The organism is Nonomuraea sp. NPDC050691 (assembly GCF_040654455.1).
Lineage (GTDB): Bacteria > Actinomycetota > Actinomycetes > Streptosporangiales > Streptosporangiaceae > Nonomuraea.
Map to the genome: position 1 here is coordinate 44,990 of NZ_JBFAIA010000006.1, position 16,155 is coordinate 61,144.

General features: G+C 72.3%; 13 protein-coding genes and 1 pseudogene. 5 read left to right on the plus strand and 9 right to left on the minus strand.

The window, feature by feature from the left end; genetic code table 11:
* Entirely contained in the window at nucleotides 1–2,418 is a 2,418-nt protein-coding gene (locus AB0H81_RS04130; RefSeq protein WP_358369139.1) for a glycoside hydrolase family 2 protein, read from the plus strand.
* Here the strand turns inward: AB0H81_RS04130 and nirD are convergent.
* From nirD to AB0H81_RS04155, 5 genes are read right to left on the minus strand one after another with little or no spacing between them, the layout of a single operon-like run.
* Nucleotides 2,389–2,796, minus strand: a complete 408-nt coding sequence (gene nirD, locus AB0H81_RS04135) for a nitrite reductase small subunit NirD (RefSeq protein WP_358369141.1) — start codon at nucleotides 2,794–2,796, stop codon at nucleotides 2,389–2,391. The genes AB0H81_RS04130 and nirD overlap by 30 nt on opposite strands.
* An 8-nt stretch (nucleotides 2,797–2,804) precedes the next feature.
* Nucleotides 2,805–5,237 carry a nitrite reductase large subunit NirB gene (gene nirB, locus AB0H81_RS04140; RefSeq protein WP_358368946.1) on the minus strand — a complete coding sequence of 811 codons (2,433 nt, stop codon included), beginning with the start codon at nucleotides 5,235–5,237 and terminating at the stop codon, nucleotides 2,805–2,807.
* Nucleotides 5,234–6,631, minus strand: a complete 1,398-nt coding sequence (locus AB0H81_RS04145) for an FAD-dependent oxidoreductase (RefSeq protein WP_358368948.1) — start codon at nucleotides 6,629–6,631, stop codon at nucleotides 5,234–5,236. Before AB0H81_RS04145 ends, nirB begins: the two co-directional genes overlap by 4 nt.
* Nucleotides 6,628–8,652, minus strand: a complete 2,025-nt coding sequence (locus tag AB0H81_RS04150) for a molybdopterin-dependent oxidoreductase (RefSeq protein WP_358368950.1) — start codon at nucleotides 8,650–8,652, stop codon at nucleotides 6,628–6,630. Before AB0H81_RS04150 ends, AB0H81_RS04145 begins: the two co-directional genes overlap by 4 nt.
* A gap of 3 nt (nucleotides 8,653–8,655) precedes the next feature.
* The gene (locus AB0H81_RS04155) at nucleotides 8,656–9,969 is read right to left on the minus strand and encodes an MFS transporter (RefSeq protein WP_358368952.1); all 1,314 of its coding nucleotides are present in this window, start codon (nucleotides 9,967–9,969) and stop codon (nucleotides 8,656–8,658) included.
* 649 nt (nucleotides 9,970–10,618) lie between these two features.
* On the opposite strand from AB0H81_RS04155, the gene AB0H81_RS04160 reads away from it, so the two are divergent.
* On the plus strand, nucleotides 10,619–11,257 hold the full coding sequence (locus AB0H81_RS04160; RefSeq protein ID WP_358368954.1) for a class I SAM-dependent methyltransferase: 639 nt from the start codon (nucleotides 10,619–10,621) through the stop codon (nucleotides 11,255–11,257).
* 101 nt (nucleotides 11,258–11,358) lie between these two features.
* Here the strand turns inward: AB0H81_RS04160 and AB0H81_RS04165 are convergent.
* Nucleotides 11,359–12,315 (minus strand): annotated as a pseudogene (locus AB0H81_RS04165) (sigma-70 family RNA polymerase sigma factor); the annotation flags it as partial.
* Nucleotides 12,316–12,408: 93 nt separating this feature from the next.
* On the opposite strand from AB0H81_RS04165, the gene AB0H81_RS04170 reads away from it, so the two are divergent.
* A complete protein-coding gene (locus AB0H81_RS04170) occupies nucleotides 12,409–12,816 on the plus strand; it encodes a hypothetical protein (protein WP_358368957.1) in 408 nt (135 codons plus the stop codon).
* 80 nt (nucleotides 12,817–12,896) lie between these two features.
* On the opposite strand, the gene AB0H81_RS04175 is transcribed toward AB0H81_RS04170, so the two are convergent.
* Complete coding sequence (locus AB0H81_RS04175) at nucleotides 12,897–13,349, minus strand: nuclear transport factor 2 family protein (RefSeq protein WP_358368959.1); 453 nt, start codon at nucleotides 13,347–13,349, stop codon at nucleotides 12,897–12,899.
* Nucleotides 13,350–13,442: 93 nt separating this feature from the next.
* On the opposite strand from AB0H81_RS04175, the gene AB0H81_RS04180 reads away from it, so the two are divergent.
* Nucleotides 13,443–13,868: a tetratricopeptide repeat protein gene (locus AB0H81_RS04180; protein WP_358368962.1), complete on the plus strand. Its 426-nt coding sequence runs from the start codon at nucleotides 13,443–13,445 to the stop codon at nucleotides 13,866–13,868.
* Here AB0H81_RS04180 and AB0H81_RS04185 read toward each other — a convergent pair.
* Nucleotides 13,858–14,256 carry a hypothetical protein gene (locus AB0H81_RS04185; RefSeq protein WP_358368964.1) on the minus strand — a complete coding sequence of 133 codons (399 nt, stop codon included), beginning with the start codon at nucleotides 14,254–14,256 and terminating at the stop codon, nucleotides 13,858–13,860. The genes AB0H81_RS04180 and AB0H81_RS04185 overlap by 11 nt on opposite strands.
* A gap of 233 nt (nucleotides 14,257–14,489) precedes the next feature.
* On the minus strand, nucleotides 14,490–15,632 hold the full coding sequence (locus AB0H81_RS04190; RefSeq protein WP_358368966.1) for an FAD-dependent monooxygenase: 1,143 nt from the start codon (nucleotides 15,630–15,632) through the stop codon (nucleotides 14,490–14,492).
* A 57-nt stretch (nucleotides 15,633–15,689) separates the two neighbouring features.
* Between AB0H81_RS04190 and AB0H81_RS04195 the strand changes: the two genes are divergently transcribed.
* Nucleotides 15,690–16,148: a MarR family transcriptional regulator gene (locus AB0H81_RS04195; protein WP_358368969.1), complete on the plus strand. Its 459-nt coding sequence runs from the start codon at nucleotides 15,690–15,692 to the stop codon at nucleotides 16,146–16,148.
* Nucleotides 16,149–16,155: the final 7 nt, after the last annotated feature.

A 16,155-nucleotide genomic window follows, 5' to 3' on the forward strand; every position in this document is an offset into this window, starting at 1 on the left:
GTGTACCACCCGCTGTCCGACGGCTGGACCCTGCGACCCGGCGGCACCGACGTCCCCTCCGAGGTCCTGGACGCGGGGACCGTGCCCGCCACCGTGCCCGCCACCGTGCCCGGCTGCGTCCACACCGACCTGCTCGCCGCGGGCCTCATCGACGACCCCTACCTCGACGACAACGAGAACCGGCTCGGCTGGATCGGCGACACCGCCTGGACCTACGCCACCGCCTTCACCTGGACCCCCGACGGGCACGACCGCACCGACCTCGTGTGCGAGGGCCTGGACACCGTCGCCACGGTCACGCTCAACGGCGTCCGCCTCGGGCAGAGCGCCAACCAGCACCGGTCGTACCGCTTCCCGGTGCGCCACCTGCTGCGCGAGGGCGCCAACACGCTGCAGGTCCGCTTCGACCCGGCCCCCGCCTACGCCGAGGCGTGGCGGACGGCCCTCGGCGACCGGCCCGGCGCGTACGCGGCACCGTACGCGTTCGTGCGCAAGGCGGCGTGCAACTTCGGCTGGGACTGGGGCCCCGCCCTCGTCACGGCCGGCATCTGGCGGCCCGTCGGGCTGGAGAGCTGGAGCGTCGCCCGCCTGGCCGAGGTCCGCCCGGTGGTTCGCGTCACCGACGGGCGCGGCGAGGTGGAGGTGCACGTCCGGGTCGAGCGGTCCTCGGAGGAGCCGCTGGTGGTGACGGCCGAGGTGGCCGGGACGAGCGTCGAGGTGCCGGTCCCCGCGGGGCGCCGCCGCGCGGTCGCGCGCCTGACGGTGGACGAGCCGGCGCTGTGGTGGCCCCGCGGGTACGGCGGGCAGCACCGCCACGACCTGACCGTCCGGCTCGGGGACGCGAACGGCCGGGCCGCGGGGGAGTGGCGGCGGAAGATCGGCTTCCGGACCGTCGAGCTGGAGCCCGAGGCGTTCCGCCTGTCCGTCAACGGCGTGCCGGTGTTCGTGCGCGGCGTCAACTGGATCCCCGACGACTGCTTCCCGGCCCGCGTCACCCGCGACCGCCTCGCCGGGCGGTTCGCGCAGGCCACCGGGGCGGGCGTCAACCTGCTGCGCGTGTGGGGCGGCGGCCTGTACGAGAGCGAGGACTTCTACGACCTGGCCGACGAGCTGGGCCTCATGGTCTGGCAGGACTTCCCGTTCGCCTGCTCCGCGTACCCCGAGGAGGAGCCGTTCCGCGCGGAGGTGGAGGCCGAGGCCCGCGAGAACGTCACCCGCCTGGCCCCCCACCCCAGCCTTGTGCTGTGGTGCGGCAACAACGAGAACCTGGAGGGGCACGCCGACTGGGGCTGGCCCGAGCGCCTGGAGGGCCGCACCTGGGGCGCCGGCTACTACCACGACCTGCTGCCGTCGGTCGTCGCCGAGCTCGACCCCACGCGGCCGTACTGGCCGGGCAGCCCGTACTCCGGCTCGCCCGAGCTGCCGCCCAACGACCCCGCGACCGGCACCGTGCACATCTGGGACGTGTGGAACCGCGAGGACTACACCCGCTACGCCGCCTACACGCCGCGCTTCGTCGCCGAGTTCGGCTTCCAGGGCCCGGCGGCGTACGCGACCATGCGCCGCGCCATCGCCGGCGAGCTGGCCCACGACGCGCCGCTCGTGCTGCACCACCAGAAGGCCGACGACGGCAACGGCAAGCTGCTGCGCGGCCTCGGCGACCACCTGCCGCCGCCCGCGACGTTCGACGCCTGGCACTGGCTGACCCAGCTCAACCAGGCCCGCGCCGTCACCTACGGCATCGAGCGGTTCCGCGCGCTCGCGCCCCACTGCTCAGGCACGATCCTCTGGCAGCTCAACGACTGCTGGCCGGTCACCTCCTGGTCGGCCGTGGACGGCGACGGCCGGCGCAAGCCGCTGTGGTACGCGCTGCGCCGCGTCTACGCCGACCGGCTGCTCGCCGTGCTGGACGGCGAGGTCGCCGTCGTCAACGACACCGACCGGCCGTGGCGGGGCGAGCTGCTCCTCGTCCGGCACGGGCTCGGCGGCGAGCCGCTGGCCAAGGAGGCCGTCCCGGTGGACGCGCCGCCCCGGTCGGCGGCCCGGATCCCGCTGCCCCCGGCCGTGGGCGTCCCCGGCGACCCGCGGCGCGAGCTGCTGGTCGCCCGGCTGGGCGAGAGCCGGGCCGTGGGCTTCTACGCCGAGGACACCGCCGTGGACTTTCCCCCGGCGGCCTACGAGGCGCGCGCCGAACCGGTCCCGGGCGGCTACCGGGTCACCGTCACCGCCCGGACCGTGCTGCGCGACCTGGCGCTGTTCCCCGACCGGCTCGACCCCGACGCCTCGGTGGACGACATGCTCGTCACCCTGTTGCCGGGGGAGTCGGCGACGTTCGCCGTGGCGACCGGCCAGGAGCTGGACCCTCGCGCCCTGACCGGCCACCCCGTCCTACGGTGCGTCAACGAGACGGCGCCCTGAGCCCATCGGGCCGCTCTGCTCCGGCAGGGCGGCCCGCGCGGCCACCTCCACCCGGCCGTCCACCACCCGCGCCGGATAGGTCGGCACCGCGGCCCCCGCTTCGTCCAGGCAGGCGCCGGTGACCAGCGAGAACACCTGCTTGTGCAGCGGCGAGGCCACGGTCGGCTCGCCGCCCCGGGTGCCGACGATGCCCCGGGAGAGCACGTAGGCGCCGCTGAACGGGTCGAGGTTGCCGATCGCGTACACGGCGCCGTCGAAGGTGCGGAAGACGGCCACCTGCTCGCCGTCCACCAGGGCGCACACGCCGCGCTCCGGCAGCAGGACGTGGTAGTCGCACACGGTCGTCCAGCTCACGGGTGCGGTCGTGGGAACGGTCATGGGAACAGTCACGGGGTCACCACCATCGGCTTGATCTGGTCACGTTCGCGTTCGAAGACGATCGAGGGGTCGGGGACCCCGGGGGCGTTGACGAAGCTGACGAAACGGCTCAGCTTCTCCGGGTCCTCGATGGTGGCGCGCCACTCGTCCTCGTACGTGGTCACGTGGTGCGCCATCTGGGCGTCCAGCTCGGCGCACAGCCCCAGCGAGTCGTTCACGATCACGTCGCGGACGTGGTCGAGGCCGCCCTCGATGGACTCGACCCAGGCGGCGGTGCGCTGGAGCCGGTCGGCCGTGCGGATGTAGTACATGAGGAACCGGTCGATGGTCCTGATCAGCTCGTCCGTGGACAGGTCGGAGGCGAACAGGTCGGCGTGGCGGGGCTTGAAACCGCCGTTGCCGCCGACGTACAGGTTCCAGCCCTGCTCGGTCGCGATGATGCCGAAGTCCTTCGAGCGGGCCTCGGCGCACTCGCGGGCGCAGCCCGACACCGCCGACTTCAGCTTGTGCGGGGCCCGCAAGCCGCGGTAGCGCAGTTCGAGAGCGATGGCCAGGCCCACCGAGTCCTGCACGCCGTAGCGGCACCAGGTGGAGCCGACGCACGACTTGACCGTGCGCAGCGCCTTGCCGTACGCGTGCCCCGACTCGAACCCGGCGTCCACGAGCCGCTTCCAGATCTCCGGGAGCTGTTCGACGCGGGCGCCGAACAGGTCGATCCGCTGACCTCCGGTGATCTTGGTGTAGAGGCCGAAGTCGCGGGCCACCTCGCCGATCACGATGAGCTTGTCCGGCGTGATCTCGCCGCCCGGGATGCGCGGGACGACCGAGTAGGTGCCGTTCTTCTGGATGTTGGCCAGATAAGCGTCGTTGGTGTCCTGCAGCGCCGCCCGCTCGCCCTCCAGCACGTGCCCGTTGTGCAGCGAAGCCAGGATCGAGGCCACCGTGGGCTTGCAGATGTCGCAGCCGCGCCCCGTCCCGTGGTTGGCGATCAGCTCGGAGAACGTCGTGACGCCGCGCACGCGGATGATGTCGAACAGCTCGGCCCGCGAGTAGGTGAAGTGCTCGCACAGCGCCTTGCTGATCTCGACGCCCGACTTCTCCAGGAGCTGCTTGAGCATCGGCACGCAGCTCCCGCACGTGGCACCGGCCCGGGTGCACGCCTTGATCCCGGGGACGTCGGTCACGCCCTTGTCGGCGATGGCCGTGCGGACCGCGCCCGCGCTCACGTTGTTGCAGGAGCAGACCTGCGCGTCGTCGGGCAGGTCCAGGTTGGCCGCCCCCGTCCCGGTGAACAGCAGGTCGGCCGGCGCGGCCGGCAGCGGCTTGCCGACGAACGGCCGCAGCGTCGCGTACGGCGAGGCGTCGCCCACGCAGATGCCGCCGAGCAGCGTGCTGGCGTCGTCGCTGATGAACAGCCGCTTGTAGACGCCGCCCACCGGGTCCATGTAGGTGACGTCGAGCGCCCCGCTCATCGCGCCGAACTGGGCGACCTCGACGCCGAGCAGCTTGAGCTTGGTCGACAGGTCGGCGCCCTCGAAGACGGCCGTCCCGCCGAGGATCCGGTCGGCGGCCACCTCGGCCATCGTGTTGCACGGCCCGACCAGGCCGTAGACCTGGCCGCCGGCCAGCGCGCACTCGCCGATCGCGTAGACGGCCGGGTCGGAGGTGCGCATGCCCGCGTCCACGACGACGCCGCCGCGCTCGCCCACGTCGATCCCGGCGGCCCGGGCCAGCTCGTCGCGTGGCCTGATCCCGGCCGAGAAGACGACGATCTGCGCGTCGAGCAGGGTGCCGTCGGGCTTGCGCAGCCCGGTGACCCGCCCGTCGGCGGTGACGATCTCCTGGACGCCCGCGCCGGCGTGGACGCTCAGCCCGAGGTCCTCGATGTGGCCCTTCAGCACCGCGCCGCCGCCCTCGTCCACCTGGCGCGGCATGAGCCACGGGCTCATCTCCACGATGTGCGTGCGCAGGCCGAGGCCGCGCAGCGCGTCGGCCGCCTCCAGGCCGAGCAGGCCGCCGCCGACGACCACGCCCTCCGCCGCGCCGTCCGACGCCGCGCGGATCGCGTCGAGGTCGTCGATCGTGCGGTAGACGTGGGCGTGCTCCGCGCCGGGCACCGGGGGCACGAACGGCGCCGACCCGGTGGCCAGGACGAGCACGTCGTACGGCACGGTGGCGCCCTCGGCCGTGGTGACCACCCGCGCCTCCCGGTCGATGCCGGTGACGCGGGTCCCGAGGAGGGTCTCGACGCCCTCGGGCACCTCGTAGGTGAGGTCCTCGAGGCTCGTGCCGGTCAGGTACGAGGTCAGCGCCACCCGGTCGTAGGCCGGTCGGGGCTCCTCGCCGATCACCGTGATACGGCCGGCGAAGCCCCGCTCGCGCAGCGCCTCCACGAACCGGTGGGCGGTGGGCCCGTACCCCGCGACGACGACTCGGCTCATGCCGAAACTCCTTCCTGCTCACACAGCCAGCCGACGATGCCCTCGACCGCGTCGCGGCAGGTGCCGCAGCCGGTCGTGGCCCTGGTCGCCGCAGCTATCCCGGCCACGTCCCGCGCGCCGGCCTCCCAGCACGCCCGGATCTGGCCCTTGGTCACGTTGTTGCACTGGCACACCCTGGCCGCGTCCGGCATCAGGGTCGGGCTGTCGGCCACGTGCGCCGCCGACGACAGGCCCGGGAACAGCAGCCCCGCCCGGTCGCCCGGCAGCGTGCCGCCCCGGTCGAACAGCTGCGTCAGCGTGCCCACCGCGTCGCTCTCGCCCAGCAGGATCGCGCCGACGAGCCGGCCGTCGCGGATGACGAGCTTGCGGTAGGTGCCGCGGGCCCGGTGGCTGAAACGCACCACCTCGGCGTGCTCCTCGGTGAGCTGCGTCTCGCCCATCGCGGCCAGCTCCACGCTCTTGGCCTTCAGCCGGGTCACCAGCCGCGAGCCCCGGTAGAGCGCCTTGCCGCCGGTGATGACGTCGGCCGCCACCGTGGCCTGCTCCCAGGCGGGCGCCACCAGGCCGTACACGTTGCCGTCGTGCTCGGCGCACTCGCCGATCGCGAAGATCGACGGGTCGTCGGTGCGCATCTCGTCGTCCACGACGACGCCGCGCCGCACCTCCAGGCCGGCGTCGGCGGCCAGGCCGGTGAGCGGGCGGACGCCGCAGGCCAGGATCACGAGGTCGCCCTCGACCAGCTCGCCGCCCGCCAGGACCACGCCGTCCTCGCGCACCTCCTGGGCGGTGACGCCGGTGCGGATGTCCACGCCCAGCCCGGCCAGCGTCTCGCCGAGCACCTGCCCGGCCTCCACGTCGAGCTGGCGCTCCATCAGGTGGCCGGCCAGGTGCAGCAGCGTCACGGGCAGGCCCCGCCCGGCCAGGCCGCGGGCGGCCTCGATGCCGAGCAGCCCGCCGCCGACGACCACGGCCCGCCGGCTGCGTCCGGCGGCGTCGAGGATGCGCTCGCAGTCGTCCAGCGTGCGGAACGGGATCGCCCGCTCCACGCCGGGGATGGGCGGCACGATCGCCTCGCTGCCGGTGGCCAGGACCAGCACGTCGTACGGCACCCGCCGCCCGTCCTCGGTGACCACCATGCGGGAGTCCCGGTCCACGCACGTGGCGGCGCTGCCGAACACCGCCTCCACATGGTGCGCGGCGTACCACGACGAGTCCACCAGCCGCACCTGGTCGGGCCGGGTGGTCCCGGCGAGCACGTTCGACAGCAGCACCCTGTTGTACGGCCGGCACGTCTCGGCGCCGAGCACCGTGACCGTGATGTGCGGGTCACGCGCCCGCACCTCGCTGACCAGGCGCGAGCCGGCCATGCCGTTGCCTACGACGACGAGTCTCATGCGACCCTCTCCACTCTGACGGCGCACACCTTGAACTCCGGCATACGGGAGACGGGATCGAGCGCGGGGTTGGTCAGGCGGTTGGCGCCCTCCCAGTGGAACGGCATGAACACCGTGTCGCGCCTGATCGCGTCGCTGACTCTGGCCACCCCCCGGCTCTCGCCCCGCCTGCTGGTGACCCGCACCATGTCGCCGGCGCCGATCTCCAGCTCGCCGGCGAGGTCCGGGTGGAGCTCCACGAACGGCTCGGGCACCGCCTCGGCCAGCGGGGCGATGCGGCGGGTCTGCGCGCCGCTCTGGTAGTGGGCGAGCACCCGGCCGGTCGTGAGGTAGAGGGGGTAGTCCTCGTCGATCTCCTCGGCGGCCGGGCGGTGCTCGACCGCCACGAACCGGGCCCGGCCGTCCGGGGTGGCGAACCGGTCGAGGAACGGCCGCGGCGTGCCGGGGTGCTCGGGGGAGGGGCAGGGCCAGAAGACGCCCTTCTCCTCCTCGATCCGCTCGTACGTGATGCCCGCGTAGTCCGCGAGCCCGCCCGCGCTGGCCCGGCGCAGCTCGTCGAACACCTCGCGCGGGTCGGCGGAGAACGTGTGGCCGAACCGCTTGGCCAGGCCCTGCAGCAGCTCCAGGTCGCCGCGGACGCCGTCGGGCGGCCGGACCGCCTGGCGGCGCAGCAGCACCCTGCCCTCCAGGTTCGTCATCGTGCCCGTCTCCTCCGCCCACTGGGTGACGGGGAAGACGACGTCGGCCATGGCGGCGGTCTCCGACAGCACCACGTCGGCCACCACCAGCAGGTCGAGGGCGCGCAGCCGGTCCGTGACGTGCCCCGAGCGGGGCGCCGACACCACCGGGTTGGAGCCGAACAGCAGCAGCGCCCGCGGCCCCTCCGGCGTGCCGAGCGCGTCCAGCAGCTCGTAGGCCGAACGGCCCGGGCCGGGCAGCTCCTCGGGGGACACTCCCCACACCCGGGCGACGTGCTCGCGGGCCGCCGGATCGTCGATCTTGCGGTAGCCGGGGAGCTGGTCGGCCTTCTGGCCGTGCTCCCGGCCGCCCTGGCCGTTGCCCTGCCCGGTCAGGCAGCCGTACCCGGAGCCGGCCCGGCCGGGCAGGCCGAGCGCGAGCGCCAGGTTGATGAACGCGGTGACCGTGTCGGTGCCCTTGGCATGCTGCTCGGCTCCGCGTCCGGTGAGCACGATCCCGCGCCCGGCCGAGGCCAGCGCGCGGACCGCCTGCCGCATGCGGGGCACCGGCACGCCGGTGATCCGCTCGACCCGCTCCGGCCACCACGAGGCGAGCGAGGTGCGCACCGCGTCGAAGCCGGAGGTGCGGGCGGCGACGTACTCCTCGTCCACGAGCCCGTCGGCGATCGCCAGGTGCAGCAGCCCCAGCGCCAGCGCCAGGTCGGTGCCCGGGGTGGGCTGCAGGTGCAGCCAGGCGAGCTTGGCGGTCGCGGTGCGCCGCGGGTCCACGACGATGAGCCGCGGGCCGTTCAGGTGCCGCACGAACGGCGGCATCGTCTCCGCCACGTTCCCGCCGGCCAGCAGCACGACGTCCGCCTCGGCGAGGTCCGTGATCGGGAACGGCATCCCGCGGTCCATCCCGAACGCCCGCGACGACGCGGCCGCGGCCGACGACATGCAGAAGCGGCCGTTGTAGTCGATCTGGCTGGTGCCGAGCACCACCCGGGCGAACTTGCCGAGCTGGTAGGCCTTCTCGTTGGTCAGCCCGCCGCCGCCGAACACGGCCACACCGTCGGGGCCGTGCTCGGCGCGGATCTCGGACAGCCGGCCGGCCACGTGGTCGAGCGCGGTCTCCCACGAGACGGGCCTGCCGTGCAGGAGCGGGGTGGTCAGGCGCTCGCCGCCGGTCAGCAGCTCGGCCGCGGTCCACCCCTTCTGACAGAGGGCGCCCCCGGCGTTGGCCGGGATGTCGGTCCGGGGGCTGATCACCGCCTCGGCGGTGATGGCCATGCCGCACTGCAGGGCGCAGTACGGGCAGTGGCTCAGCACGGGAAGCTCTGTCATGTCTCAGACCCGCGCGTGGGCGAGGCTGGCCACCCGCGAGACGCCGACGGTCCGCGTGTAGCACCACCAGGTCAGGACGAAGCAGGCCACGTAGAAGGCGCCGAAGGCGGCCAGCGCGGTCGCGGGGCTGCCGGTCTGCGCGAACGACATGCCGAAGGCCCGGTTGATGAGGAACCCGCCGAGCGCGCCGACCGCGGAGATGATGCCGATCGCCGCCGCGGCCTGCCGCTTGCCGTACAGGAGCGCCTCCTCGCTCTCGCCGCGCTCGGCGACCGCCTTCGCCTGGAAGATCGCGGGGATCATCCGGTACGTGGAGCCGTTGCCGATGCCGGCGGTGACGAACAGCACCTGGAAGGCCAGGAAGAACCCCCAGAACGCGCCCCCGTCGACCGCGAGCCAGACCAGCGCGACACCGACGCCCATGGCGGCGAAGTTCCACAGCGTGACCGGGGCGCCGCCGAGCCGGTCGGCCAGCCAGCCGCCCACGGGCCGGATGAGGGAGCCGACCAGCGGACCGGCGAAGGCCACCGCCGCCCACGGCGAGTCCGGGAACAGGCTCTTGGCCAGCAGCGGGAACGCCGTCGAGTAGCCGATGAACGAGCCGAACGTGCCGATGTAGAGGAACGACATCACCCAGGTCTGCGCCCGCCCGGCCACCGCGAGCTGCTCGCGCGGGCTGGCCTTGGCGCTGGCCAGGTTGTCCATGAAGAACCAGGCGCAACCCGCGGCCACCAGGATGAACGGCACCCAGAACCAGCCGGCGGCGGCCAGCCCGAGCCCGCCGATCACCAGCGGCATGACGAGCTGCACGGAGCTGACGCCGATGTTGCCGCCGGCCGCGTTGAGCCCGAGGGCGACGCCCTGCCTGGAGCGGGGGTAGAAGTAGGTGATGTTGGCCATGCTGGAGGCGAAGTTGCCGCCGCCGACCCCGGCCAGCGCCGCGATCACCAGGAACAGCCAGTACGGCGTGCCCGGATCGTTCACCGCCACTCCGAGGAGCACGGCCGGGATCAGCAGCATGAGCGCGCTGAAGGTGGTGAAGGTACGCCCGCCGAACCGCGCCGGGCCGAACGTGTACGGCACGCGCAGCGCCGACCCGATCAGGTTGGGCAGCGCGACGAGCCAGAAGAGCTGGTCGGTGGAGAACTCGTAGGCGCCCATCCTGGTCGCCACGATGCTCCAGACTGTCCAGACGGTGAAACCCAGGTGCTCCGCGAAGATCGAGAAGATGAGGTTGCGTCGTGCGACCCTCTTGCCCGTGCTCTCCCAGAAGGTCTCGTCATCGGGGTGCCATTCGGCGAGCCACCGCGCCATCATCTCCTCCTACGCTCTGTCTTTCTGGTCGCCGAGCGTAGGAAGCGCGGGTTACGCACTCTGACGGTCCGTGGCCGTGCTCCGGTTACGTGTGTCGCACGCCTGTAACAAGGCGCACACATGGGTAACGCTCGAAACACAGCCGCAACAAACGCGATGTGAGAACGGACGCGCAACAGGAGTTCGGGGCTTCGAAAGCAAGGTCCTCCCAGGAGCGCGCTTCGCGCGATGGGGCTCGGGCTGTGACAGTGGGGGAGCCGAGCTCCCCCACACCCCCTGGCCGGAGGCCTCCGGCCCCCGGACCCTTGTCAAGCCTCATGGGCCAGTTCGCCGTGGGGCCGGGGGTACGCGAACAACGAGGGCCGGGCGAGCGGCGACCTTCGTCGTCGGCGCGTGGAAGAGGCCGTGTGCTTCGGCACCGTCGCGTGTCGTGAAGGAGAAACGTCGCGGGTGGGCGATCGCCCACCGACGTCATCGATGCGCATCGTGGATGCCGTCGCCGGTCTCACCCTGACGCGTGCTGTGCGTCTTGACCAGCAGAGGGGCGGTGGAGAAAGGTCTCGGAGCTGGAGGTCGATATCGCCGGCGAGTGTGAGAGGCGCTCTTCGGACCCTTCATGGATCTTGGGGCGATTCGGGTAGGGTGGCCCGTCATGATCGAACGCCCCTCCCATCTCACCGCCACAGCGAACGCCTACGACGCCGTCGCCGCCCTCTACGCCGACCTCTTCCGGGGCGCGCTCGAGGACCAGCCGCTGGACCGCGCGGCGCTGGATGTGTTCGCCGAGGTCGTGCGGACCGACGGTGGTGGGCCGGTCGCCGAGCTGGGATGCGGCCCCGGATACGTGACGGCGTACCTGCGGAGGCGGGGACTGGACATCTTCGGCCTCGACCTGTCGCCGGTGATGATCGACCTCGCCCGTGAGGCGTATCCGGAGCTGCGCTTCGAGGTCGGTTCGATGGACGCCCTGGACCTGGCCGATGGAGGGCTGCGGGGCATCGTGTCCTGGTACTCCGTCATCCATGTGCCCCCGCGGGAGCTGCCGGCGTACTTCAGGGAGTTCCGCCGGGTCCTGGCCCCGGGCGGCCATCTCCTGCTCGGCTTCTTCGAGTCCGAGGATGAGCCGGTGACGCCCTTCGACCACAAGGTGACGCCGGCATATCGGTGGCCGATCGACGAACTGGCCGCGCTGGCGCGCGCCGCCGATTTCGTCGAAGTCGGCCGGGTGCTGCGCGAGCCTCAGGTGGGGGAGCGGTTCCGCCAGGGCCGCCTGCTGATGCGCCGGCAGTGAACGTGGATCTCGCGCTGAGCTCGCACGCCCGGGATCGCCGGACCGTCATGCGCCGGCGGGCGGTGTGCGCGGTCCTCGGCAAGGCCCAGCGGCTCTCGCGGTCAGGGCAGTGAGGCGGGCAGCCCGAAGGGCGGGAAGTGCTCGGGATCGAGGAAGGAGACGATCTGGCAGATGCGCGCGTCGCGGAACGCGAACACGGTGATCGACCACGCGGCGTGCGCTCCCTCGGCGTCGTCACCGAGGTAGAACGCCACGGCGGGCTGGCCGTTGGCGCTGGTCACAAGGGAGCGCCAGCTCGGGCATCTGGTCATGGGGACCTGCACGGCGAGGTCGGTGACGGCCGCCAACCCCTGGTACCACGTCGGCAGAGGCGGCATGGACCAGGTGACGTCCTCGGTCAGCAACGGCACCAGGACGTCGATGTCGCCACGTTCCAGCGCCGCCGCGAACGCGGCCACGACCTGCTGAACCCTGGCGTCGCCGATCTTCCGCAGCGCCTGGTGCTGGCTCGGGGAGGGGATCTTCGCCGTCACGAGCCTGCGGGCCCGTGCCAAGGCGGAGTTCACCGACGTGGTCGAGGTGTTCATCATGGCGGCGATCTCGGCGGCGGAGAAGCCGAGAACGTCGAACAGCAGCAGCGCGGCCCGCTGGTTGCCCGGCAGGTGCTGCGGGGCGGCGACGAAGGCGAGTTCGACGGATTCACGCTGCTCGTAGCGCGCCTCAGGGACGGCCCGGCCGTCGGTCAGGCCCCGGTCGGGGTAAGGGCCGAGCCAGTCGACGTCGGTCAGCGGGGTGGCGTCGAGCACCGCTCGTTCGCTGGACGAGCCGAGGTCGGCCGGCAACGCCCGCTTGGCGCGGGAGTCGGCCAGGTCCAGGCAGGTACGGGTGGCCACGGTGTAGAGCCACGACCGCAACGAGCCACGGCCCTCGAACCGCGCGAGCCCTCGCCACGCCCGCAGCAGGGCGTCCTGCAGGGCGTCGTCGGCGTCGTGACTCGAACCCAGCATGCGGTAGCAGTGGGCGTGCAACTCGGGGCGTAGCGGTCCCACCAGGCGGGCGAAGCGGCATCGTCGCCCGCGCGGGCCTGGGCCAGGTCAGCCTCCTGTACGTGCTGCACCGCCAAATCCACGTGAAACCCGTAGGCCATGCGGTTGGCCGAACAGCTGGGCGCGACCCCGGCCGAGACGCTCACCAGGTTCCGCCGCGTCATCACCAGCGCGACCAAGCCGCCCTTGTCCGTCATGGCGATGCTGGGTGAGACCGTCGTGCACGAAGAGGACATCCGGCGACCTCTGGGCATCCGGTGCGACTACCCGATCGAGATGCTCACCCGCCTGGCCGACTACTACCAGGGCTCCGACATGGTCGTCCTCGCCAAGGGCCGAATCCGCGGCCTGTGCCTCGTCGCCACCGACGGCCCCTTCACCACCGGCTCCGGCGCGCGCGTGACCGGCCCCACGCTGGCGCTGATCATGGCGATGACCGGACGCGCCGGCTACTGGGACGAGCACGAAGGCGACGGTGTGGCGACCCTGCGCGCCCGCGCCGGGGGCACATGACCGTCAGCTCCGGGCCCCATGGCCCTCCGCCGCCCACCCTTTCGCGCGTCCACCTGACGGCGATCATCCGTCATGGCCTGTCAGCCGGTGATGGTCCGCCATGACTGCTCCTCGACCAGCTCGCGGCTGCGCCAGCCGCCGGAGGTGCGGCACACGCGGTGGTGGTACCAGCCGCCGCCCCGCAGCAGCCCGGCGGTGCGCGCCGACACCATCTCGCGTGACGGGGCCAGGGTGTCGGTGAACGCGGCGCTCACCGCGGCCTCGTCCCGTCCCTCGGGGCCGGGCCCGTCGAACGTGATGGTGACGGAGCCGATCAGGTGCAGCCGGCCGGGCCACCCGGACAGCACCTCGGCCAGCCACGCCGTGACCTCGGCGCGGGTGCCGCGGATGCCGCCCGCGGAGCGGTAGTCGATGACGGCGTCGGGGGTGAAGACGTCGTCGAGGAGGTCCCATCGCCCGGAGTCGACGGCGCGGGCGTAACGGCCCAGCACGTCGACGATCTCCAATCGGTCGGCTGTCTCGCAGAGGTCCATCACCGGATCTAACCAAACGCTTGGTGGGCATGCCAGCCCGGGCCACCGGCGAGCGGTGACCCGGGGCGTGCGGGCGAAGGCATACTGATCTCCGTGACTGATGAGGAACTTCGCGATCGACTGACCGATCTGCTGACCCGGGACCTGAGCGACCCCGAGGTGCTGCGGCAGATCGCCCACACCCACGACGCCCTCGGCAACGAGCACGAGGCGCTGCCGTACTACGAGAAGGTGCTGGAGATGGGCGCCGGCGACCGGCTCGGCACGTGGACCGGCTATGGCAGCACCCTGCGTGTGTGCGGCCGCTACGAAGAGGCGTTGGCGGCCTTCGACAAGGGACTGGCGGAGTTCCCCGGCGATCGAGGGCTGCGCACGTTTCGCGCGATGGCACTGCACAACCTGGGCAGGCACCACGAGGCCGTACAGGACCTCTTGCGGATCCTCGCCGAGACCAAGCAGGTCGGAGGGTATGAGCGAGCGGTGGAGTTCTACGCGGAGAACCTCGACCTCACGGTATGAGCCGGACCTTGGAGACGGAGACCGGGCTCGGCGGCGATCCGACGGCGGTGAACGGGACCACCGTACCGACGTCGAGATCGTCGAGGATGTCGGTCACGTTGGCGACCGTGCCACGGATGACCACGGCGAACGTGTTGGAGCCGTCGGTGTTCTTCGCGAGGTACACCACGTTCGCGTTGTCCGCGCTCAGCCCCATCCACTGCGACATCCAGGTGCCTCCGGTCGCGAGGGAGGAGTCGGCCAGTTGCTGGTTGATGCCCAGGAAGATGCGGTCGCTCTGCTCCGCGAGCGTCTCTCCCGACGGGCGCGGGGTGGCCGCGGTCGCCGCGATCGCGGCCAGTGTCATGGCCACCTGGGGCACCGATGATCCGAGCGGTTCGTACGACATGCTCACTCTCCTGGGCTCGCCCGATCAGGCCGAAGATGGTCTTGTCCGGAGCGCGCATCTCCCACCTGCAGCTACGAAGTACATCGTCTCCGCTACAGATAGTGACAAACGGTAGTGAATGTAGCGAAATCTGCGACCATCCGGTTACGCCCGAGGAGCGTGGCCGGTTGAGCGCGCTCCTGGGCGAACTCTTGGGGGTCGACGCCTGACGCGGCGCCGTGTGCGGCGAGCGGTCAGCGGGAGGCGGCGCCGGTGGCGGTGAGGGCGGTGAGGCGGTTGCTGAAGCGGCCCAGCATGGCGGTCTGGGACGTCTCGGAGAACAGGCGGCCGATCGCCGGCGGGATCCGCCAGTTGGCGGTGCTGTGCCTGGCCAGCCGGGACACCAGGGAGACGTGCGGGTAGCGGGCCCTCTCGTAGGCGCGCAGCCGTCCCGGCAGGTCGTCGCCGTCCTTGGCGAGCTCGCGCCCGAGCACCCACACGTCCTCTAGGGTCTGGTTGGCGCCTTGGCCGAGAGTGGGCGGCATGAGATGGGCGGCGTCGCCGAGCAGGGTGACGCGGCCCTTGCCCCACACCCGGCGCACCTTCTGCCAGTGGTGGCCGAAGAAGTCGAGGTCGTCCTCGGACGCCTGGGCGAGCACCTCGGGAACGGGGGACGCCCAATGGCCGAAGCGGCGCCGCAGCTCGGCCAGGGGCGAGGCGGGGCGCGGGTCTCCGGGTGACCAGCGCACGTCGAACCACCACTGGAGCATGCCGTCCCCGGCGGGGATGAGCCCGCACGCGCCCTCGCGCCCTGTGATCATGAGGTGGACGTGGGTGCGGGTGAGACTGATGTCGATCTTGCTGAGGCCCTGCCAGGTGCCGAAGGCGGCCGTCCGGATGGGGACGTCGCCCCACAGCGCGCGCCGCACGACCGAGTGGTGGCCGTCGGCTCCGATGAGCAGGTCACCCGTGGCCGTCGAGCCGTCGCCGAAGGTCACGGTGACCCGGTCGGCGTCCTGGGTGACGCCCCGGCAGGCCGTGCCGTACCTGATCAGGTCGTCGGGCAGCCCCTCGGACAGACGCTCCAGCAGCAGGCGGCGGGAGACCGACTTGTTGGGGAAGCCGTAGTGCGCGGCCGCGTGTGCCATGTCGGACCTGAGGCGCAGCCGGCCGTCGGACGTCAGCGCGTCGATCCGGTCGAACCGGCCGCCGACGCCGTCGAGGCTGACGCCCAGATCGTTCAGTACGGCGGCGCCGTTGCTGAAGATGCTCAGGCCCGCGCCGCCCGTCCGCATGGCCTGCGCCTGCTCGTGGACCCGGACCCGGTGACCGGCGGCCAGCAGGCTGCGCGCGACGGCCAGGCCGCCCACGCCCGCGCCCATGACGAGAACGTCCACATCTCCTCCGGATCGAAGTAACTCCGATTCGAAGATACATCGTCGTGGAGTAGGTTGGTGAGGGTGGTCGACAAGCAACCGGAAGAGGACGTCTTCCGCGGATTCCTGATCGCGGTCATGCTGCACATCGAGGCCATCGCCGACCGGCTGGGCGTGCACCACGTCGACGTCGCCGCCCTGATCCTGCTGGAGATGCGCGGTCCGCTCCCGGTGGGGGCGATCGCCGAGGAGCTGGGGCTGCCGTCCGCCTCCACGACCCGGCTCATCGACCGCCTGGAGAAGGCCGGCTACGCGCGGCGCGTGCGCGGCGAACGCGACCGGCGCACGGTGACCGTGGAACTGGCCGAGGACGGCATGGCCGAGTACCACGCCACCCGCGTCACGTCCGAGCGCCACCTGTACGGGATCCGCGCGCACTACACGCCGGAGCAGGTGCCGTTGATGCTCGGCATGCTCACCCGCGTCGCCGCCGCCTATCGCTCGGCGACCCGGGAACTGCGCGACGAGCCCGGCTGAGCCGGCC